Source organism: Serratia aquatilis (assembly GCF_044865145.1).
Taxonomy (GTDB): domain Bacteria; phylum Pseudomonadota; class Gammaproteobacteria; order Enterobacterales; family Enterobacteriaceae; genus Chania; species Chania aquatilis.
The window spans coordinates 2,027,342-2,048,405 of record NZ_CP173186.1 but is presented as its reverse complement, the minus strand read 5'-3'; the positions used below and the strand labels follow the sequence as shown (position 1 = coordinate 2,048,405).

16 protein-coding genes are annotated in these 21,064 nt (G+C 52.0%); 8 read left to right on the top strand and 8 right to left on the bottom strand.

Going from position 1 to position 21,064, the window contains the following annotated elements:
* The first annotated feature begins 30 nt into the window (after positions 1-30).
* On the top strand, positions 31-1,458 hold the full coding sequence (gene sbcB, locus SAQUA_RS09105) for an exodeoxyribonuclease I (protein WP_380672785.1): 1,428 nt from the start codon (positions 31-33) through the stop codon (positions 1,456-1,458).
* A 205-nt stretch (positions 1,459-1,663) separates the two neighbouring features.
* Here sbcB and SAQUA_RS09100 read toward each other — a convergent pair whose 3' ends face one another.
* Together SAQUA_RS09100 and SAQUA_RS09095 are read right to left on the bottom strand one after the other, a co-directional pair.
* Positions 1,664-3,034: an APC family permease gene (locus SAQUA_RS09100; RefSeq protein ID WP_380672783.1), complete on the bottom strand. Its 1,371-nt coding sequence runs from the start codon at positions 3,032-3,034 to the stop codon at positions 1,664-1,666.
* Positions 3,035-3,568: 534 nt separating this feature from the next.
* On the bottom strand, positions 3,569-4,987 hold the full coding sequence (locus SAQUA_RS09095) for a glutamine synthetase family protein (protein WP_380672781.1): 1,419 nt from the start codon (positions 4,985-4,987) through the stop codon (positions 3,569-3,571).
* A 383-nt stretch (positions 4,988-5,370) separates the two neighbouring features.
* On the opposite strand from SAQUA_RS09095, the gene puuR reads away from it, so the two are divergent.
* Entirely contained in the window at positions 5,371-5,928 is a 558-nt protein-coding gene (puuR, locus tag SAQUA_RS09090) for an HTH-type transcriptional regulator PuuR (RefSeq protein WP_380672779.1), read from the top strand.
* A 355-nt stretch (positions 5,929-6,283) separates the two neighbouring features.
* The gene (locus tag SAQUA_RS09085) at positions 6,284-8,269 is read left to right on the top strand and encodes a ligand-gated channel protein (RefSeq protein WP_380672777.1); all 1,986 of its coding nucleotides are present in this window, start codon (positions 6,284-6,286) and stop codon (positions 8,267-8,269) included.
* Positions 8,270-8,316: 47 nt separating this feature from the next.
* Here SAQUA_RS09085 and SAQUA_RS09080 read toward each other — a convergent pair whose 3' ends face one another.
* Together SAQUA_RS09080 and yieE are read right to left on the bottom strand one after the other, a co-directional pair.
* On the bottom strand, positions 8,317-9,801 hold the full coding sequence (locus tag SAQUA_RS09080; protein WP_380672776.1) for an amino acid permease: 1,485 nt from the start codon (positions 9,799-9,801) through the stop codon (positions 8,317-8,319).
* 162 nt (positions 9,802-9,963) lie between these two features.
* The gene (gene yieE / locus SAQUA_RS09075; protein ID WP_380672774.1) at positions 9,964-10,842 is read right to left on the bottom strand and encodes a DNA-binding transcriptional regulator YeiE; all 879 of its coding nucleotides are present in this window, start codon (positions 10,840-10,842) and stop codon (positions 9,964-9,966) included.
* Between the two features lie 191 nt (positions 10,843-11,033).
* Here yieE and SAQUA_RS09070 point away from each other — a divergent pair, with 191 nt between their 5' ends.
* Together SAQUA_RS09070 and nfo are read left to right on the top strand one after the other, a co-directional pair.
* The gene (locus SAQUA_RS09070; protein WP_380672772.1) at positions 11,034-12,113 is read left to right on the top strand and encodes a YeiH family putative sulfate export transporter; all 1,080 of its coding nucleotides are present in this window, start codon (positions 11,034-11,036) and stop codon (positions 12,111-12,113) included.
* 110 nt (positions 12,114-12,223) lie between these two features.
* Positions 12,224-13,063, top strand: coding sequence for a deoxyribonuclease IV (nfo, locus tag SAQUA_RS09065; RefSeq protein WP_380672770.1), 840 nt, complete (start codon positions 12,224-12,226; stop codon positions 13,061-13,063).
* Positions 13,064-13,120: 57 nt separating this feature from the next.
* On the opposite strand, the gene fruA is transcribed toward nfo, so the two are convergent.
* From fruA to fruB, 3 genes are read right to left on the bottom strand one after another with little or no spacing between them, the layout of a single operon-like run.
* Positions 13,121-14,803: a PTS fructose transporter subunit IIBC gene (gene fruA, locus SAQUA_RS09060; RefSeq protein ID WP_380672768.1), complete on the bottom strand. Its 1,683-nt coding sequence runs from the start codon at positions 14,801-14,803 to the stop codon at positions 13,121-13,123.
* Between the two features lie 14 nt (positions 14,804-14,817).
* A complete protein-coding gene (fruK, locus tag SAQUA_RS09055; RefSeq protein ID WP_380672766.1) occupies positions 14,818-15,756 on the bottom strand; it encodes a 1-phosphofructokinase in 939 nt (312 codons plus the stop codon).
* The gene (gene fruB, locus SAQUA_RS09050; RefSeq protein WP_380672764.1) at positions 15,753-16,886 is read right to left on the bottom strand and encodes a fused PTS fructose transporter subunit IIA/HPr protein; all 1,134 of its coding nucleotides are present in this window, start codon (positions 16,884-16,886) and stop codon (positions 15,753-15,755) included. Before fruB ends, fruK begins: the two co-directional genes overlap by 4 nt.
* Positions 16,887-17,332: 446 nt before the next feature.
* Between fruB and SAQUA_RS09045 the strand changes: the two genes are divergently transcribed.
* On the top strand, positions 17,333-18,511 hold the full coding sequence (locus SAQUA_RS09045; protein ID WP_380672762.1) for a sugar efflux transporter: 1,179 nt from the start codon (positions 17,333-17,335) through the stop codon (positions 18,509-18,511).
* Between the two features lie 6 nt (positions 18,512-18,517).
* Here SAQUA_RS09045 and SAQUA_RS09040 read toward each other — a convergent pair whose 3' ends face one another.
* Positions 18,518-18,772 (bottom strand): YkgJ family cysteine cluster protein, encoded by a 255-nt coding sequence (locus SAQUA_RS09040; protein ID WP_380672760.1) that lies wholly within the window; start codon positions 18,770-18,772, stop codon positions 18,518-18,520.
* A 277-nt stretch (positions 18,773-19,049) separates the two neighbouring features.
* Here SAQUA_RS09040 and mtr point away from each other — a divergent pair, with 277 nt between their 5' ends.
* A complete protein-coding gene (gene mtr / locus SAQUA_RS09035) occupies positions 19,050-20,294 on the top strand; it encodes a tryptophan permease (RefSeq protein ID WP_380672758.1) in 1,245 nt (414 codons plus the stop codon).
* Between the two features lie 120 nt (positions 20,295-20,414).
* Entirely contained in the window at positions 20,415-20,987 is a 573-nt protein-coding gene (gene yeiP, locus SAQUA_RS09030; protein ID WP_380672756.1) for an elongation factor P-like protein YeiP, read from the top strand.
* Positions 20,988-21,064 lie beyond the last annotated feature (77 nt).

Genomic DNA, 21,064 nt, shown 5'->3' with positions numbered 1-21,064 from the left:
AATTCCCTCCGCCAACGAAGAGATGCGATTTTGAGCAGCAAGGCACCGGCCACATTTTACATTCACGATTACGAAACCTTCGGTAAAAGCCCGTCGATGGATCGACCGGCACAGTTTGCCGGGGTGCGTACCGATATGGATTTCAACATCATCGAAGAACCGCAGGTCTTTTATTGTGCACCGGCCGATGACTACCTACCCGACCCTGAAGCAGTGATGATCACCGGCATCACACCACAGCAGGCGCTTGCCAATGGGGTTAATGAGGCGGAATTTACGCGCCGGATCCACGAAGCATTCAGCGTGCCGGGAACCTGTATTCTTGGTTACAACAACATTCGTTTTGATGATGAAGTCAGCCGCAATCTCTTCTACCGTAACTTCTACGATCCCTACGCTTATAGTTGGCAGAACGGTAACTCACGTTGGGATCTGCTGGATGTGATGCGTGCTTGCTATGCCTTGCGCCCGGAAGGGATCATCTGGCCGGAAAATGAAGAGGGTTTCCCCAGTTTCCGCCTGGAGCACCTGACCCGCGCCAACGGTGTAGAGCACTCTCATGCGCACGATGCCATGTCCGACGTGTATGCCACCATTGCCATGGCCAAGTTGGTGAAGCAGGCGCAGCCACGGCTGTTTGATTACCTGCTACAACATCGCAATAAGCACAAACTGAATCAGCTAATCGATATTGCGGATATGACACCGCTGGTCCATGTTTCCGGCATGTTCGGTGCAGCTCGCGGTAATACCAGTTGGGTTTCGCCTGTGGCCTGGCACCCGGATAACAAAAATGCCGTCATTATGTGCGATTTGGCTGGGGATATGGCACCGCTGCTGGAGCTTGATGCAGATGAGCTACGCGAACGTCTCTATACGCGACGTGATCGGTTGGATAAGGATCAGGCTGCGGTACCAATTAAGCTGGTCCATATCAATAAATGCCCGGTGCTGGCTCCGGCCAAGACGCTATTGCCGGAAAATGCCGACCGCTTAGGGATCGACCGTCAGGCCTGCCTTGAGAATCTGAAGGTGCTACGCCAACATCCGGAAATCCGCGAGAAAGTAGTCGCGCTGTTTGCCGAGGCCGAACCCTTCACCCCGTCCGATGATGTAGATGCCAGACTCTACGACGGTTTCTTTAGCGATGCCGACAAAGCGGCAATGAAGATTATCCAGCAAACAAAACCGCAGAATCTGCCAGCACTGGATTTGACGTTCAGCGATAGCCGAATGAAGGAGCTATTATTCCGTTATCGTGCTCGCAGTTACCCGAATACGCTGGATGATGCTGAACAGCGCCGTTGGCTGCAACATCGTCAGGCGGTGCTTAATGCTGAACGGGTGCAGAACTATCTACTGCAATTGGAAGCACTGTATAACCTGCATGAAGGTAATCAAGAGAAAACGGCGCTGCTCAAAGCGCTATTTGATTACGGTAAACAGTTGGTTGGTTAGCAGAGACAACAAAGGGCGCCGAGCGCCCTTTGAGGTTGATGACAAAGTCGCCTTTTGACCCGAGATACCCGGGCCTAGCGCACCGAGAGGCGCTCCGACGGCTTACGCCGTTACGACCCCATCGGCACGCTCTCCCTAATAACGAGGTTTGTCAGCAGTCTGAAAGGGCGCCAAGCGCCCTTTGTTACTATTGGAAAATCTTCAGTTAAGCCAGATCTTCACTTGCCTGCGGTACTGGCAGACGGAAGCTGCGGGTTACGAAAGCCAGATAGAGCAGGCCAATAGCCGCCCAAATCAGCCCCAAGGTCATAGAGCTGGATTCCAGATTAATCCACAGCGCCCCGACGGTCAGAGCCCCCATTACCGGCAAGATCAGGTAATTGAAGGTTTCTTTCACCGTGCGGTTCAGCTTGTCGCGAATATAGAACTGCGAGATCACCGACAGGTTGACAAAGGTGAACGCAACGAGTGCACCAAAGTTAATCAACGCGGTTGCCGTCACCAGATCGAATGATATTGCAGACAACGCTATCGCCCCCACCAGCAACACGTTCAGAGCGGGAGTGCGCCATTTCGGATGTACGTAACCAAAGAAACGCTCTGGGAATACCCCGTCACGGCCCATTACGTACATCAGACGGGATACGCCAGCGTGTGAAGCCATACCGGAAGCCAATACGGTAACGCAAGAGAACACCAGGATCACCGACTGGAAGAACTTGCCAGCAACATACAGCATGATTTCAGGCTGAGATGCATCGGGTTCTTTAAAGCGCGAAATATCCGGGAAGTACAACTGCACGAAGTACGACACCACGATAAAGATGATGCCGCCGATTAATGCCGTCAGGAAGATCGCTTTCGGGATCACATTCTCTGCGTCTTTGGTTTCTTCAGAGAGCGAACTGATGCCATCAAAACCAAGGAACGAGAAGCACAAAATAGTCGCACCAGTAATCATTGGCACTACGTGCGCATCGTCGGACCAGAACGGACGGCTACTGACCAAGGTACCCGCACCTTCACCGTTCGAAATGCCATTGATCACCAAGCCGAGGAACACGATCATAATCGCTACCTGCACCACAACAATAATGGAGTTCAGGTTGGCAACCAGCTTGATGCCACGCAGGTTGAAAATGGTCATCAGGGCAACCAATGCCAAGACGAAGATCCATGAAGGCACACCTGGGAAAATCGCTTCCAGGTAAATTTTCGCCAACAGAATGTTGATCATCGGCATGAACAGATAGTCGAGCAAAGATGACCAGCCCACCATAAAGCCGACATGCGGGTTGATGGCTTTCTGTGCATAGGTATAAGCAGAACCGGCTGAAGGGAATTTCCGGACCAGCTTGCCATAGCTCAGGGCGGTAAACAGGATCGCCAATAGAGCAAAGGCGTAGGCAGTGGCGACGTGACCGTCGGTCAGGCCGGATACAATACCGAAAGTATCAAAGATGGTCATTGGCTGCAGATACGCCAATCCCATCATGACAACCGGGACTAAAGTCAGAGTTTTACGCAGTTGGACGCGTTGGCCCGCTGGTGCGGCAGTGATGATGTTATCGGACATCGCTAAGCCCCCCCTTACCTTCAGCCTTGCGGGTAATAGACACGCCTAGACTTAAGGTTGCGGGGAAACTTCGCAACGTGCGACTAAATTCTAAAAGGGGGATAAGGGAAGCTGGATAACGAGGCGAAACTGCCTTGGTTGCTCCATAATCGCTGCGGCCGCAGCGGAAACCGGCGTGAACCGGTGCTAAAGTGAAAAATTGCCCCATCTTTCTTATCCTCATGAGTCACGACCATAGAGTTTTGGTTGATCGCGACGAACCTATTTATCTATCCGGCTCTATGTCCGGCCTCGCTTGGTGTATGAAATGCACATGTGTAAAACGTAACGCAAAAAAATAACCGACGCGTTAAAACGTCGGCTATCTCTATTTCGCGTATTTTGCACCATTAGGCTGCAATAAAACAAGCCTTAGAAACCTTCTTATACAAATTCTTTTGACTTTGTTGCGTCATCCGTTGAATCACCTCCATTTCCACCCCGCCATTTTAGCCAAAGGCATAGGCTCAGGAGGTTTTCTCGGCGAAATCGGCTTCAAGCATTTTTCAGCATCCAGTCAATTTCAGTTTCCGTCACCAGCCGTTCGAACTGCATCAGTTCATCCATCTTGCAGGCGTGATAAACGCGGGAAAAACGCTCGCCCAGATAATGGGTCAATTCCTGTTGATGCTCGAACTCGTACAAGGCGTCACTCTGACGGATCGGGAATGGAACGCCATCCTGTTCCAATCCATTACCTGTAACCTGTTCAGGCAGTGGCAGTTCGTTATCCAATCCGTACAGCATACCCGCCAGGATCACCGCGACCACTAGGTATGGGTTGGCATCGGCACCCGCAACACGGTATTCCACGCGGTGGTTTTCTGCATCGCTGCAGGGAATGCGCAGTGCCACGGTACGGTTATTATGCCCCCAGGAGGCCTGACAAGGCACATACATGCCGGGCTGGAAACGACGGAAAGCATTCACATTGGGAGCCAACAGAGCCATTGAGGCAGGCATCAGGGTGATCATGCCAGCCAATACCTGCTTGAGCAGCGCAGAGTCTTCCCCCTGTTGATCGGCAAACAGGTTTTTACCCGCGCTGTCTACCATGCTGATATGCACATGCATTCCACTACCTGCATAATCCTCGTATGGTTTGGCCATAAAGGTGGCATGCATACTGTGATGCTCAGCGACCTGTCTTACCAGACGTTTTAGCGCCAGAGCATGATCGCAGGCTTGCAGTACATTGTCGGTATGATTAAGGTTCACTTCAAACTGGCCTGGAGAGGCTTCAGCTACCACGCCATCCGCCGGTAAACCTTGCAGCAGTGCCAAGGTGTCAATATCGTTCAACACCTCAACAAAATTATTCAGATTGTCCAGTGAGTAAACCTGGCTCTGTACGTTACGTTCTTGAGTGCCCGGTGCACAGGGTGGCTGCAGATCACCGTGCAGATCTCGCTGTCGATCAATGAGATAAAACTCCAACTCTACCGCTACCACCGGAAATAACCCGCGCTGGCGCAATGCCTGCCATACCCGGTTGAGAACATTACGGGGTTCAACGTCAAAGGGAGTACCATCTTCATCAAGCATGGTCAGTAATACCTGACCGATGTGCTCGGGGTCAGCAGCAGAAGGTGTCAACGTGCCAAGTACTGGCATGCAGATCCGATCCGGCTCCCCCAACTCCTGGCCCAGACCCGCTTCTTCCACAACGTTACCAAGAATATCCATGGCAAATACCGACGCCGGAAAGTAGCAACCTTTTTCTATTTTTTTCAAACCGGAGATGGGAATGCGTTTACCGCGGAAAGAACCATTAAGATCTGTAAGGAGGATATCAATATATTGCGTGGCTGGGTGGCGTTCCAAATAGTGAATGACTTCACTTTGGAACGCGCTACTTCGCCTATCTTCATTATGCTGTGCAAAATCTTCAACTACTGCGCTATTGGTTTGCATACGTCACCCGCCGTTGTACTCTGAGGAATGCTTTCGCATCCGCTTACCGGTTTACTCAACACATGGTTTGATTTCTCTACAGAATGCGCCACAGATTGGCGCTCGAAATAACATCCATACAATGAAACATAGCTTTAACATAAATGCTTTGCAAATATTACAATCACGTTTGATTATTCGCTACGGGCTGCTAAATTGATAAAATATTGACCAAAAAGGCGTTATTCTGTTTTTTACCGTATAAAATTCGGCCCACAGAAAGGCTGTTTTTGGGCAATATATTTTCCAATAGCAGCCAAACTAACGGTATCATGTCATATCGCTACTACTCAGACAGGTTGACAGCCCCGCGCCTGTCTCTCCAACCAAAAGGAACTACCGCTATGAGCGAAGTCAGCTTGGCACCAGGCAAGCGTTTGGCGCAGATCCGTCAGCAGTTGGGTCTGTCACAGCGCAGGGTCGCCGAACTGTCCGGATTAACCCACAGTGCCATCAGTACCATTGAGCAGGATAAAGTGAGCCCAGCCATCAGTACGTTGCAGAAACTGTTAAAGGTCTATGGGTTATCGCTGTCTGAATTTTTTGCTGAACCTGAGCGGGCAGATGACCCCAAAGTGGTGATCGAACCGGAAGATTTGATCGAGATCGGCAGTCAAGGGGTGTCCATGAGGTTGGTACATAATGGTAGTCCGACGCGCAACCTGGCCATGATGCTGGAAACCTATCAGCCCGGCACGACCACTGGCGAGAAGATCAAGCATCAGGGTGAAGAGATCGGTACGCTGCTTGAGGGGGAAATTATGTTGACGGTTAACGGGCAGACCTATCTGCTGAGCGCAGGCCAAAGCTATGCGATCAATACCGGGATACCTCACAGCTTCAGCAATACCTCAACGCGCATTTGCAAAATTATCAGCGCGCACACACCTACAACTTTCTGACACCAATACCGGATTTACTGAACTGCCCAGTGTTCGTTTCACGCATTGCAAATCCCCCCAGATGAACGGCACTGGCGATCACCGACATTCAGAAAGGCTGACACTCCCGGCGCGTAAATCGGTCGCGCCGGTCTAATGGCTCCCCCTATTGTTCACTATGTCTTCTATTTCCCCTTACTATAAATAGTTAAATGATACGAGTTATCATTTGCATTTACATTCCTATTAAAATCCTTACAATGCCCTCACGCATTATCTACGGAGCAGAATACCCCTAGATAATGTGGAGTGATTATTATTTAAATCAATTAGCTAACAGACATTCTGTTAACCTCGGGCCAGGAATATTTCTCTCATGGAAAAACCAAGCTACAACACGTTGACCGCATTGATCCTCGCAGTACTCGCCAGCAATAGTGCGATTGCCGCACAACAAGACACCATGGTGGTCACCGCCTCCGGTTTCCAACAAAGAATTCAAGATTCAGCAGCATCAATTTCGGTGATCCCGCGCCAGCAGCTTGAGACTCGCGCCTATCGGGACGTGACCGATGCGCTGAAAGACGTGCCGGGCGTCGTTGTTACCGGTGGTGCCAGCAGCAGCGATATCAGCATTCGCGGCATGTCCTCCAAGTACACGTTGATCCTGGTCGATGGCAAACGGGTAGACACCCGTGGCATACGCCCCAATAGCGATAATGCCGGGATTGAACAGGGCTGGTTACCACCGCTACAGGCCATCGAACGTATTGAAGTGGTCCGTGGGCCAATGTCCTCACTCTATGGTTCCGATGCCATGGGCGGGGTAATCAATATCATCACGCGCAAAACCTCCACAACTAAAGGTTGGACCGGTTCTCTGCAGGGCGATACTACCTTTCAGGAACGTAGTGATTCCGGCGATATCTTTCAGACTAACGCCTTTGCTTCCGGGGCTTTGATTGACGGGTTGCTGGGCCTGCGGATTAACGGTTTGCTGTCACGCCGCGCTGAGGATCACATCGTTAACGGTTTTAACGAGCAACGGATGCGTAGCGGCACTGCTGTGTTCAGCCTGACGCCTGACGAGAAGAATGACTTCGATTTTGAAATTGGCCGCTCACTGCAGGATCGCAACAGTACACCGGGTAAATCCGTGGCACCGGAAAAATGCAATAGAGGTAAATGCGAACCCAACAAAGCTAGTGAAACCCTGTATACGCGTACCAACTATTCCATCACTCATAACGGTAGTTACGATTTTGGTCACAGCACCAGCTATTTGCAGCGCGAAGAAAGTAATAACCCTGGGCGCGACATGAAGATGTACAACACCATTTTCAACACTCAGACGCAGTTTGATCTTGATACGCACTTGCTCAGCCTGGGTGGGCAATACCGCTATGAAAAGCTTGGCGATGCTGGCAACCAGCTCAAAGCTGCGCAGGGGCTGAACCAACTGACCCGTTGGAGCTGGGCACTGTTTGCCGAGGATGAATGGGCACTGACCAATGATTTTAGCCTGACCGGTGGGTTACGCATGGATCAGGATCAGAACTACGGCAGCCATTGGACGCCAAGAGTGTACGGCGTTTGGCATCTGGCCGAGCAGTGGACACTTAAAGGCGGCGTATCGGCGGGTTATCGTTCACCGGATCTGCGACAATCCTCCGCCAACTGGGGGCAGATAACCGGCGGCGGCGTAAGATCGGGGATCATTGTCGGCAACCCGGATCTGAAACCAGAGAAAAGCCTGAGCCAGGAAGTGGCTCTGCTGTGGGATAGCCAGCAGGGGCTGAATGCGGGTATTACACTGTTTAACACCGACTTTAAAGACAAGATCACCGAAGTACGCAGTTGCGACAATTCAGATGGTTCAATCTGCACCATCGGTGATACCCACTATGATTTCATCAGCGATCGCGTCAACGTGGATGAGGCCAATATGCGTGGGATTGAAGCAACCGCAGGCTGGGACATTACTAAAGATTGGAAATTAACCACCAACTACACCTTTACCGATTCCGAGCAGAAAAGTGGTCAGTTCAAGGGCAAGGCACTGAACCAGATGCCTAAGCACATGATCAACACCGTGCTGGACTGGAAAGCAACGCAGGATGTCAGCCTGTGGTCGCGGGTTAACTTCCGTAGCGAGACTTCTGAATACCTCAGCCGGACTTCGATGGCGGTCAGTACACCGTCCTACACCTTTGTTGACGCGGGGCTTAGCTATCAGGCCAACAAAAACCTGCAGGTCAGCGGCGGTGTGTACAACATTCTGGACAAGCGCGTGGATTATGAGAATTTCAACACTACGCTGGATGGACGCCGTTATACCCTCGGTATGACTTACAACTTCTAATTGATAAGGGCCGCAAGATAGCGGCCCTTATTATTTGTGATACCAGACTACTGCTTACCAGATGTCCATTTCGGGAATTCCATTTCACTGTACTTCACCACTCGGGTGCCGCGCGTGAACTTATAACCAAACCAGATAATCAGGAACAGTGGTATACCGATGTAGGTCGCCGTCACACCGTACCAGTCAATCTTGTCTTCCAGGAATGCCTGATAGTTTTGCCCCAGCGTGATAATCAAACACAGCACGAAAGCAAACATTGGCCCCAGTGGGAAGAAACCAGAACGGTATGGCAGATCGTTAAGGTCGAGCCCTTTCAGCACGTAACCACGGCGGAAGCGATAGTGGCTGATAGCAATCCCCAACCAGGCGATAAAGCCGGTCATACCCGAGGTGTTCAGCAGCCACAGGTAGACAGACTGATTGCCAAACATGGAACTGAGGAAGCACAGTCCTGCCACCACGGTGGTTGCATACAGCGCATTACGCGGCACGCCACCTTTCGACAGTTTGGCAAAGATGCGCGGAGCTTTACCTTCCGAAGCCAGCGTGAACAGCATGCGCGTTGAGGCATACATACCTGAGTTACCGGCAGACAGTACCGCCGTCAGGATCACTGCGTTCATCACCGCCGCCGCAGACAGTAGCCCTGCGTGTTGGAATACCAGCGTGAACGGGCTGACGCTGATGTCTTTCACGTCGTTACGCAACAGGTTAGGGTCGGTATAAGGGATGATCAGGCTAATGATCAGAATGGCAAAGATGTAGAACAGCAGAATACGCCAGAACACCTGACGCACGGCTCGTGGAATATTTTTGCCCGGATCTTCAGATTCCCCGGCGGCGATACCGATAAGTTCGGTCCCCTGGAAGGAAAAGCCGACGATCATTGCCACACCGATCATTGCCGAGAAGCCCCCAGCAAAAGGCGCGTCGCCGATAGTCCAGTTCTGCCAGCCAGCGTTCTCACCCCCCTTCAGAATACCGAAGATCATCAGCACGCCAAGGCCGATAAAGATAATGACCGTGCTTACCTTGATCAGGGAGAACCAATACTCTGCCTCACCGAACCCTTTAACCGAGATGTAGTTCAGCATAAACATCAGGCCAAGGAACAGTGCGCTCCAGATCCAGCCTGGCGTATCTGGGAACCAGTAGTTCATCACCAATTGCGATGCTACCAGGTCAACGGCAATGGTGACCGCCCAGTTGTACCAGTAGTTCCACCCCAATGCGAAGCCAAAGCCTTCCTCGACATACTTGGCACCATAGGTGGAAAACGAACCGGAAACCGGCATAAATGCCGCCAATTCACCCAGGCTGGTCATCAGGAAATAGACCATCAAGCCGATCAGGGCATAGGAGAGAAGTGCGCCACCGGGGCCCGCCTGAGAAACCGTTGCGCCCGAAGCGACAAACAAGCCAGTACCAATGGAACCACCAATGGCAATCATGGTTAAGTGCCGCGCTTTCAGCTCACGCCGCAATCCGGGGGCTTGTTGCCCCGCTGTTTTTATATCCTGCTGAGCCATTCTTACCCTATCTGCTCTAAAAAATGAGGCCGAATTGTAACAAATACCGCTAAGCAGACTAGTGACATTGCTACGATATAAGATAGCTTCATAATCCAGTCACAATTATTAGCGGTGTGCCTAATCCCTCATCTTATTCTCAGAATGGTAAGGTTTGGCGCTTTATGCGGACGTTGGTGCAACGCAGTAGCTTAAGAAACGCTGTAACGCGTTCGAAATATGCTTTTGGCGATGATGGATCAGGTATAGGGTCCGCGTCAGGGGAGGTAAAGGTATCTTGAGTTCCACCAACACACCGCTGGCCAATTGTTCTGCTATCACGCGTCGCGACAGACAACTGATACCAATACCGTGGCGTACAGCATGCTTGATCGCCTCAGAATTGCCTAACTCCATCACCAACTGAAAATTAGGTAAGTGTGCCAACAGTAGATGATCGAGCACCTCACGCGTGCCGGATCCTCGTTCACGCAGGATCCAAGGCGCACTTGCCAAGGTCTCCAGAGTCAATGGCTTGCCTATTAGCGGATTGTCGGGTGCGGCAAATACTACCAGCTCATCTTCCAGCCACGGCTGCGTCACCAATTCCGGCATATGGCACGGCCCTTCTATCAGCCCGAGATCAACACGGAAATCGGCAACGGCAACAATCACCTCCTGGCTGTTGCCTACGTTCAACTCCAGAGGCGTTGACGGGAAATCTTTCCGATAATGAGCAATCATTTCCGGCAGCATATAGTTGCCAATAGTGCTGCTGGCAGCAATGCGCAGTGCCCCGCTGTCGTGTAGGAACAACTGTTCAATTTCCCCTGCCTGCTCAAGTAATGCCAACGCCTTAGGGTACAACAAACGGCCGTGTTCATTGGTGACCAATCGTTTGCCTACCCGGTCAAACAATTGCACTTTTAGCTGCCCTTCCAGATCGGACAACGCCGCGCTGACTGCCGATTGCGATAAAGCCAACTCTACTGAAGCCTGGGTGGTTGAACCACATTTCAGCACCTCGGTAAAGACTTCTAATTGGCGCAGAGTGATATGCATAACATTCTCGATATAAAAAGCCTGTTTCATCTTTAAGGTTATCACGTTTAACGCATTCAGCCCGGCGAATGCAAATAATTCCAGATAATGTCTAACCAGTAATTTCGATTGGTTATAAATATATAATCAATTTCTCTTTTATATCGTGCGCTTTTATCATTGCAGTCAAGAATATAAAAGAGGACTGACAAATGGCGATCGATACCCCCATAACCTATCCCGAACAGCGTTTTCCCCTATTTGGATTGCCACGGTTAATTCCGGGTTTGCTGCTGACTGGCGCATTAACGGCTCTAGCAGTGTGGGCAGGTAACATTCCGTGGGTTGCCGGGTTGGGCTTGGGTGCCCTGACGCTGGCAATCCTGTTCGGCATTATCGTCGGTAATACGCTCTACCCATTACTGCAACCTACTTGCCATTCTGGCGTGCAGCTTGCCAAGCAGCGACTGTTGCGCCTGGGCATTATTCTGTATGGCTTTCGTTTGACCTTCCAGCAGATTGCTGACGTCGGGGCCACGGGTATCCTTATTGATGCCCTCACGCTGAGTAGTACCTTTCTGCTGGCCTGTTGGTTAGGGAAAAAAGTATTCGGCCTCGACAACCAGACGACTATGTTGATTGGTGCTGGTAGCAGTATCTGCGGTGCCGCAGCCGTGATGGCAACCGAACCGGTCCTGAAGGCTGACTCCAGTAAAGTTGCGGTAGCCGTCTCTACGGTAGTGGTATTTGGTACGCTGGCTATCTTTGCTTATCCATGGCTTTACCAGTTAAATGCGCATTTCCAATGGCTGCCAGTTACCCAAGAAACCTTCGGTATCTATGCCGGTTCAACCATTCATGAAGTGGCTCAGGTTGTTGCTGCCGGTCATGCCATTGGCCCGGATGCTGAAAATGCAGCGGTAATAGCCAAGATGATCCGCGTAATGATGTTGGCCCCGTTCTTGTTGCTGCTATCCGGCTACATCAGCCGCAGCGCAAACAGTGAATGCAAAACCGAAAAATCGGCTATCACCATTCCCTGGTTTGCGGTGTTGTTTATCGCCGTGGCAGGATTAAACTCGTTCAACCTGATACCGCTAGCGCTGGTGCAGCACATTGTTACTCTCGATACCTGGATGCTGGCGATGGCGATGGCGGCACTGGGGTTGACTACTCACATCAGTGCGGTACGCCAGGCTGGCGTGAAACCTATTCTGTTGGCAACCGTGCTGTTCGTATGGCTGGTCTTCGGCGGCGCGGCAATCAATCAAGTGGTACAAAATCTGCTGTAATCTCCCCTTCTCAGGCCCGTCTTCCATCGATGGGCCTGCTTCTTTTCCCCTGCCATTCAATCCTTGGTCTATCAATGCCATAATGAGCGCGATAACACAGGAGAATCAGAATGAAGTTTGTCGGTGCACATGTCAGCGCTTCAGGCGGCGTGGATCAGGCCGTTATCCGCGCACACGAAATAGAGGCGACCGCATTCGCCCTGTTCACTAAAAATCAGCGCCAATGGAAGGCTGCACCACTCCCGGTCGAGGTGATTGACAAGTTTAAAATGGCCTGCGAGCAGTATGGGTACGGCCCAGGGCAGATCCTGCCGCACGACAGCTATTTGATTAACCTCGGCCACCCAGAGATGGAAGCACTAGAAAAATCACGCGATGCATTCTTAGACGAGGTACAGCGTTGCGAGCAGTTGGGGCTAACGCTACTGAACTTCCATCCAGGCAGCCATCTGAAACAGATTGATGAAGACCTGTGTCTGGCGCGGATCGCAGAATCCATTAACATCGTGCTGGATAAAACCCAGGGCGTAACCGCTGTGATCGAGAATACCGCGGGCCAGGGCAGTAATCTGGGGTTCAAGTTTGAACATCTGGCGGCAATCATCGCTGGCGTGGAAGACAAGAGTCGCGTTGGCGTCTGTATTGATACCTGCCATGCCTTCGCTGGCGGGTATGATCTGCGTACTGAAGAGGATTGTCAGAGAACGTTCAAAGAGTTTGACGAGGTTGTGGGGTTTAACTATCTGCGAGGCATGCACCTTAACGATGCCAAGAGCGGTTTTGACAGCCGTGTTGACCGCCACCACAGTCTGGGCGAAGGCAACATCGGTAAAACCGTGTTCAGCTATATTATGCGCGACCCACGCTTTGATAATATCCCATTGATCCTGGAGACGGTGAACCCGGATATCTGGCCTGAGGAAATTGCCTGGCTGAAATCACAGCAATAATCAGTTGGGTTTTGCAAACAAAAACCGGCCTGAAAAGCCGGTTTTTGTCGCTAAGCCTTACGCTACCTTGGTAGCAGGCACTTCAGAACGTTTCAGTAATGCGTAACCCACCCCTGCCAGTAACGTACCCGCCACAATCGCCAGCAGATACAGCAATACCGGAGAGATTGCCCCTGGGATCAACAGGACGAACAGACCACCGTGTGGTGCCATCAGTTTCGCACCGAAAGCCATCGATAATGCACCAGTCAAGGCACCGCCTGCGATACAGCACGGCAGAACACGCATCGGGTCGCGGGCAGCGAAAGGAATAGCCCCTTCAGAGATAAAGCACAGGCCGAGTACCAGCGCGGCTTTGCCCCCTTCTTGTTCCGACTTCTCAAACTTGCGCCGTGCCAGAATAGTCGCCAGCCCCATCGCCAACGGCGGTACCATGCCTGCGGCCATAATGGCGGCCATTGGTGCATAAACAGAAGAGCTCAGTAGTGCCACACCAAAGGCGTAAGCGGCTTTGTTCACCGGCCCACCCATGTCGGTACACATCATCGCGCCAAGAATGGCGCCCAGCAGTACCGCATTAGCCGTTCCCAACGATTGCAGCCAATGTGTCAGCCCTTCCATGATTTTCGCCACCGGTGTGCCGACGACATAAATCATGATCAGACCAGTGACCAGACTTGCCCCTAGGGGAATAATCAGAATCGGCTTCAGCGCTTCCATGCTCTGTGGCAGCCGCAATTTACCGCTGATTGCTTTGGCGACATAACCCGCCAGGAAACCGGCAATAATACCGCCGAGGAACCCTGCTCCTGTGCTTACCGCCAGCATACCGCCGATTAAACCCGGCGTCAGACCAGGGCGATCGGCAATAGAGAACGCGATATAGCCCGCAAGAACCGGCACCATCAGCGCAAAGGCCGACCCACCGCCGATCTGCATTAAGGCTGCCGCCAGCGTGCCTTTCTCTTCAAACGCTTTGATACCGAAAACAAATGACAGCGCGATACACAAACCACCCGCCACCACCATTGGCAGCATGTACGACACGCCAGTAAGCAGGTGACGGTAAGGTCCAGTGCCACCCTGCTTTTTACCCGTATTGGTATTGTCGCCCCTTTTCTGTGGTTGGAATATTTCGGCTTCTACCAGCGCCTTATCCAGCTCCTGCACGGTTTTCTTCAGCGCCAGGCCAGTAGAGGTGCGATACATGGGTTTGCCAGCAAACTTGTCCAGATCCACTTCAATATCGGCAGCCACGATCACCAGATCGGCAGCAGCTACCTCTTCAGGCGTGATGGCATTGCCTGCCCCAACGGAGCCCCGGGTTTCTACCTTCACCCACCAGCCGCGTTTCTTGGCTTCGCTCTCGATGGCCTCTGCCGCCATAAAGGTATGCGCAACGCCGGTTGGGCAGGCTGTTACCGCAACAATACGCTTTGGACCCGCTGCTTTTGCCGGTGCCGCTGCGGGTGCCTGATAAGGTTTAGCCTCAGCAAGTGCCAGAGTCAGGAATGCTTCAGGTTCACGCACCGCCTGTTCTACATCGCCGTTATAAACGCGTTTGCCGTTTAGCTTTGCATCAGCAGGAACTGACGGCCCTGCTACTACAACCAGTTCAGCTTCATCCAGCGACTCAACCAACGTTAGCCCCTGTTTGACCGCTGCGGCTTCGAGCATACGTTTCGCCAGGTGACCACGAGCCTGCCCGAGCGAACTGTCCATCATCAACAGTGTTTTCATTATGCCTTCTATATTCAGTTAAAAGGTTTCAGATCGACACGCGCCATCATCGCAGCCAACTGCGGACGATCGGTGATGCCAACGTTGCTCTGGCTAACGGCCAGTGCCGCCACGGCGGTGGCCAAACGTAAAGTATGTTCACTAGACTCACGCATCAGCAGGCCATAGATCAGGCCGCCTACCATGGAGTCACCTGCACCAACGGTGCTCACCACTTCGCAGGCTGGCGGTTTGGCTATCCAGGCACCCGATGCGTTAACCCACAATGCTCCCTCTGCCCCCAAAGAGATCACCACATGAGCAATGCCCTGCTCACGCAGTGCATGGGCGGCTTCTACAACATCATCCAATTTGGGTAATGGTCGGCCAGCCCAGATTTCCAGTTCGCGGCGATTAGGTTTCACCAACCAAGGGGAAGCTTTCAATCCAGCAACCAGCGCTTCACGGCTACTGTCAAAAATGATGCAAGGGCACTGTGAACGAAGGCGCACCATCCACTCGGTGAAGGCTTCAGGGGCGACGCCTGCAGGTAAGCTGCCACTAACGGCCACCATGTCGAACTGCCCAAGCCAGCTCAAAGAGTCACTGACGAAACGTTCCCAATCCTGCGGCGAAACTTCAAAACCGGAGAAGTTGAAATCGGTGACTTCGCCGTCTTTTTCGGTCAATTTCACATTAATACGTGTTCTTCCTGGAACGACCTGAAAACGGTTGGCAATACCCAGGTCACTGAACAGGAGTTGGAAACCATCCTGATTGTCTTTGCCCAGGAATCCGCCAACGGTAACGTCGATACCCAGATCTTTCAGTACCTTGGCAACGTTGATCCCTTTGCCTGCCGCGTGTAAACCGGCCGTTTTTACCCGGTTAACTTCCCCACGTTCAATCTCCGGGCAAAAGCCCACCAGATCGTAAGCTGGGTTAAGGGTAATGGTTGCTACTCTTCTGCTCATGCTGCGCCCTCGCCAAGTCCTTGATTTATTGCTTCACCGATTGCAGTCAGCGCAGTTTCAGCATCAGCACCGCTGGCGGTAAAGCGCAGGCGATGACCTTTCTTCACACCCAGTGCCACAACTTTCATCAGGCTACGGCCATTAGCCGGTTTGCCGCTGCCATCGAGATTGGTGACGGTAATCTCGCTTGAGAACTGTTTGATTACGTTCACCAGTGCCGTACCTGGACGAGCGTGCAAACCATGTTCGTTACGCACAATATATTCCGCACTCAAGATCGCGCTCTGTTCATCAACTTCACTGGTGAGGAGCGCCAGCACGCCCGCTGCATCCGCGTTCAGCAAGCGTTCAGCTTTATGGTTCATCAACAGATCGCTCAGGTAATTCAGCACCACCAGAGGTTGTTGATCGGCAACGGCAACGGTCAGCAAAAGCGCGACCTGTTCGCCATTTTCGTCAAAGGCCTGCACCGGTCGGCTGACGGCCGCTGCACTGGCGAGGTTGCCTTCAGTGCTGTCGCTCAGCCAGATGCCTTGCCCCAGGTTCAGCGGTTTGCGGGTGATCACGTCGCTGACAAACTGGGCATTTACCGCGCCCACTTTTTGCAGACGGCCCGCATTCAGCGCCTGCAACGTCATCAGCGAATCTGCAGCTACATCAAGCGCAATCAGTGAAATATCAAACTGAAATTCAGCAGTCTGCTTCTCGCCCATTAACAGGCTACGCAACTCTTCAGCTGAAGTGGTTTTTGCCAGTTGCTCGGCAACACGATCATCGCTGAGTACGTGCGTCAGCTGACGCAGTAAAGCCAGGTGTTCATCGGAACGGGCGGCAATGCCGATCACAATATAGGCCGTCTGGCCTTCACCCCACTCAATACCCTGTGGGAATTGGAATACCTGTACACCGGTGTTTAATACCAGATGACGGGTATCGGTAGTGCCATGAGGAATGGCGATGCCATTGCCCAGGTAGGTGGACGTTTGCAACTCGCGCTGCAGCATGCCGTCAACGTATGCGGCACCAACACACCCAGCGGTGGTCAGCGCTGCAGCGACCTGCCTGATGGCATCTTGCTTGCTGCTGGCGGCAGCACCAAGGTGAATATCTTGCTGAGACAACTTGAACATGGTTCTCCTCTCCTGCTGAATTGAATCGTTTCAGCTGTAGTGGGAAAAAGGAGCGCTATCGACATCCAGTGAGGAAAAAAGATAGCGCTGAAACGTTTCAATTAGTGTGTGAGTAGCCATTGCTAAATGCAAGTTTTCTTAATTTCGGCGTAATAATTTTATGACTTTGCGCACATTTCCAGCAACAGATCGCCCCTTGAAGCAACAGATCGCAAACTTTGCTGAAATTTGCTGAAGTTGGTTTCCAGAGTTCAAGTGGATATCCTCGACGCCAGCTTTAGGTGAAAGTTCTTGCTAATAAGTATAGACGCTACATTACCCTGCCGTTTCTATATGGCTTAGACACCCTGCTTTTTTACGCTTGCATTGATTGAAACAGGTTTTTGTTTTTTTTAAACAAGCGTATGGTATGCGCGACTTATTTTTTTGGCTGTTTACTCACCACTATGCAAACTTCAACTACGGCAATGCGCCGCCTACCGAACCTCACTTCACTGGCATTTATCGCCGTGGCTTTTCTGACCGGAATTGCCGGTGCCTTACAAACACCGACCTTGAGCCTGTTTCTCTCTACGGAAGTAAACGCTCGCCCCACTATGGTTGGATTGTTTTTTACCGGCAGTGCGGTGATTGGCATTTTGGTCAGCCAGTTTCTGGCCCGCCGTTCGGATAAAAGAGGTGACCGTAAGTCACTGATTTTCCTGTGCTGTATGCTAGGTGCTGCATCTTGCGCGCTTTTTGCCTGGAATCGAAACTATTTTCTGCTGCTTTTTGTCGGCGTGGTGTTGAGCAGCTTTGGCTCCACCGCTAATCCACAGATGTTTGCGCTGGCGCGTGAGCATGCAGAACGCACCGGACGAGAAGCAGTCATGTTCAGTTCCCTGCTGCGTGCACAGATCTCTCTGGCCTGGGTGATTGGCCCACCGATTGCTTTTGCACTGGCGCTAGGTTTTGGATTTGAGGTGATGTACCTGACCGCTGGTGCGACCTTTATTCTTTGCGGGGGACTGGTATGGAAAATGTTACCTTCCATGCCCAAACTCCAGGCAGCCCAGGGTGCAACGCTTGAAGCTCCGCGTCGAAACCGCCGCGATGCCTTGTTCCTGTTCATCGCCTGTACATTAATGTGGACGGCAAATGGTATGTACTTGATCAACATGCCGCTGTACGTCGTCAGGGAATTGAACCTACCGGAAAAACTGGCTGGGATCCTGATGGGGACCGCTGCCGGGTTGGAGATCCCGACCATGTTGCTTGCTGGTATGGTCGCCAAACGCTTTGGCAAGCGCTTCCTGATGCGCTGCGCGGTGATTGCCGGCGTGTTGTTCTACGCCGGGCTACTGTTTATTACCGGTAGCTGGCAACTTATCGCCCTGCAGTTGCTTAATGCCCTGTTTATCGGCGTACTGGCGGGTATTGGTATGCTCTATTTCCAAGACCTGATGCCCGGCCAGGCGGGGGCTGCAACCACGCTATTTGCCAACACCACTCGCGTTGGCTGGATTATCGCCGGTTCAATTGCCGGCCCTGTGGCTGAGTACTGGAGCTACCATGCGGTATTTTACTCTGCACTGGCAATGGTCGTAGGCGCGGTATTTTGCCTGTGGCGGCTCAAGGACGCCTGAAAATTGTCAGGGAGCGGTATCCGCCTCCAGTTTAGCCAGATAGATTAACGCCTGATCGCGGCGATCGTGGCACATCTCACGGCTGGCCTGCAGGCTGGCACAGACTCTCGGGCGCAGAGGGGAATGAAACAACCCGCAGCGCAACTGCTGATCCAAATGAATACAACGGGTATTCGCCGGTTTACCCTCAGGCATACCGGGGATCGGGCTGGAAATAGAAGGTGCTATACAACAGGCACCACAGTCGGGACGGCAGTCCATCAGCGCTTCTCCTGGTGGGCTGGCAATAGTGAATGCCGGACAATAGCAGCCCGCCAAGATTGCCGCCAGAAGAATCCGTTTACTAGGTTGTGGCAACTGTGCCAGGAGTGCTGATTTTACTGTTAGCCCCCTCCCCCTTATTTCCATGTGCGTGCTTCCCAAGGTCGATAAAATACACCAGAACACAAAAATACCGTCTTTACATGCACAGATTGCGCATGTACCATCAAGCTAGTACATTAGAATTCAAAGCCGCCAAGGCAAATCAGGAGTAACAATGTCTACGGACGCCATTCAGAAACTCGTTCGCCCTTCCGTACTCGGTGGTGCGATGATTATTGCCGGTACTGCCGTTGGCGCCGGAATGTTCTCTATCCCAATTGTGACATCTGGTGTGTGGTTCAGTGGTTCCATTGCACTGCTGATTTATACCTGGGCCTGTATGCTGATCTCCGGCCTGATGATCCTTGAGGCTACCCTTAATTATCCGGCCGGTGCCAGCTTTAACACCATAGTAAAAGACTTGCTCGGCAAAGGCTGGAATACCCTTAACGGCCTGTCTATCACCTTCGTGCTATACATTCTGACTTACGCCTATGTCTCTGCTGGCGGCTCAATTATTGCTCATACCTTGGAGAACATTGTCGGTACTAGTCAGACAATAGCCGGGGTGGTATTTGCTACCGTGGTTGCCTTTATTGTCTGGTTATCCACTCGCGCGGTGGATCGTTTAAGCACCATACTGATCGGTGGCATGGTGATTACTTTTATTTTGTCCGTGGGTGATATGTTTACCCATGTACAGCCATCCATTTTATTCAACCGTGGCGAAAACGATCCCCATTATCTGCCGTATGCACTGGCTGCGCTGCCCTATTTGCTGACGTCGTTTGGTTACCATGGCAATGTGCCCGGATTGGTGAAGTATTATCGCAAAGACAGTAGTGCAGTGGTGCGCAGCCTTGTTTACGGCACTCTGTTGGCTTTAGGGATCTATATCCTGTGGCAGTATGTGATTCAGGGCAACATTGCACGCGATGCTTTCAAGCAGGTCATTGCGGAAGGTGGGAATATTGGCAGTCTGCTCAAGCAGATGGGCAACGCTTCCAGCAGTCAGACCGCCAGCCAGTTGCTCAATGCCTTCTCTTATATGGCGCTGGCCAGCTCATTTCTTGGGGTTTCACTGGGGCTGTTCGATTATCTCGCCGATTTCTTCAAATTCAGCGATAACACTGCGGGCCGGACCAAATCGGCACTGGTCACTTTCCTGCCCCCTACGTTGGCCGCGGTGTTATTCCCGAACGGTTTCCTTTATGCCATTGGTTTTGCCGGGCTGGCCGCCACGATCTGGGCGGTTATAGTCCCGGCAATGATGGCTCGCGCCAGCCGTCAGCGTTTCCCACAGGCTAAATACCGAGCTCCAGGCGGCCAAGGCATGATCCTGTTCATTATTTTGTTTGGGGTCATTAATGCCGTCGCACACGTACTCACACTGTTAAATCTGCTGCCAGTGTTTCAGTAAAATCTAATGGCGGCCTCGGTCGCCTTTTCCACACTCTTTTTACCTGTTGCTATTGCCTGAGAGGCGCGGCGCGAGTAACTTGTCGCAACTTCTGAAAACTATTATCGACAGGTAAATCGAATGGCAAGAGCGAACGAAATCAAGCGCGGCATGGCAATCAACTACAACGGCAAACTGCTGTTGGTGAAAGACATTGATGTACAAAGCCCAAGTGCCCGTGGTGCCAGCACGCTGTACAAAATGCGTTTCTCTGACGTGCGTTCCGGGTTAAAGGTCGAAGAACGTTTTAAAGGCGATGACATTCTCGACACCATCACCCTGTCTCGACGCAAAGTGAACTTCTCCTACATCGATGGCGAAGAATATGTCTTCATGGATGACGAAGACTACACGCCGTATATCTTCAAGAAAGAGCAGATCGAAGATGAATTGCTGTTCATTCCTGAAGGTGGTTTGCCGGGTATGCAGGTGCTAACGCTGGAAGGTCAGGTTCTGGCGCTGGAACTGCCACAAACCGTTGATATGGAAATCACTGAAACCGCACCAGGCATTAAAGGCGCTTCTGCCAGTGCGCGTAACAAACCGGCCACCATGGCGACCGGCCTGACCATTTTGGTACCTGAATACCTGAGTGCTGGCGACAAAATCCGCATTCATATTGCAGAGCGCCGCTATATGAGCCGCGCAGACTAGTTACCCGCAGAGGGCGCCATCTCCTGCGCCCTGCTTTCAACAGCCTAGGCTGTGTCCCTTTAACTGTCCGTGGTGCC

Coding starts and splice junctions, on each gene's coding strand:
- SAQUA_RS09100 (WP_380672783.1), bottom strand. CDS start 3,034: ATGTCCGATAACATCATCACTGCCGCACCAGCGGGCCAACGCGTCCAA.
- SAQUA_RS09095 (WP_380672781.1), bottom strand. CDS start 4,987: ATGCAAACCAATAGCGCAGTAGTTGAAGATTTTGCACAGCATAATGAA.
- puuR (WP_380672779.1), top strand. CDS start 5,371: ATGAGCGAAGTCAGCTTGGCACCAGGCAAGCGTTTGGCGCAGATCCGT.
- SAQUA_RS09085 (WP_380672777.1), top strand. CDS start 6,284: ATGGAAAAACCAAGCTACAACACGTTGACCGCATTGATCCTCGCAGTA.
- SAQUA_RS09080 (WP_380672776.1), bottom strand. CDS start 9,801: ATGGCTCAGCAGGATATAAAAACAGCGGGGCAACAAGCCCCCGGATTG.
- yieE (WP_380672774.1), bottom strand. CDS start 10,842: ATGCATATCACTCTGCGCCAATTAGAAGTCTTTACCGAGGTGCTGAAA.
- SAQUA_RS09070 (WP_380672772.1), top strand. CDS start 11,034: ATGGCGATCGATACCCCCATAACCTATCCCGAACAGCGTTTTCCCCTA.
- nfo (WP_380672770.1), top strand. CDS start 12,224: ATGAAGTTTGTCGGTGCACATGTCAGCGCTTCAGGCGGCGTGGATCAG.
- fruA (WP_380672768.1), bottom strand. CDS start 14,803: ATGAAAACACTGTTGATGATGGACAGTTCGCTCGGGCAGGCTCGTGGT.
- fruK (WP_380672766.1), bottom strand. CDS start 15,756: ATGAGCAGAAGAGTAGCAACCATTACCCTTAACCCAGCTTACGATCTG.
- fruB (WP_380672764.1), bottom strand. CDS start 16,886: ATGTTCAAGTTGTCTCAGCAAGATATTCACCTTGGTGCTGCCGCCAGC.
- SAQUA_RS09045 (WP_380672762.1), top strand. CDS start 17,333: ATGCAAACTTCAACTACGGCAATGCGCCGCCTACCGAACCTCACTTCA.
- SAQUA_RS09040 (WP_380672760.1), bottom strand. CDS start 18,772: ATGGACTGCCGTCCCGACTGTGGTGCCTGTTGTATAGCACCTTCTATT.
- mtr (WP_380672758.1), top strand. CDS start 19,050: ATGTCTACGGACGCCATTCAGAAACTCGTTCGCCCTTCCGTACTCGGT.
- yeiP (WP_380672756.1), top strand. CDS start 20,415: ATGGCAAGAGCGAACGAAATCAAGCGCGGCATGGCAATCAACTACAAC.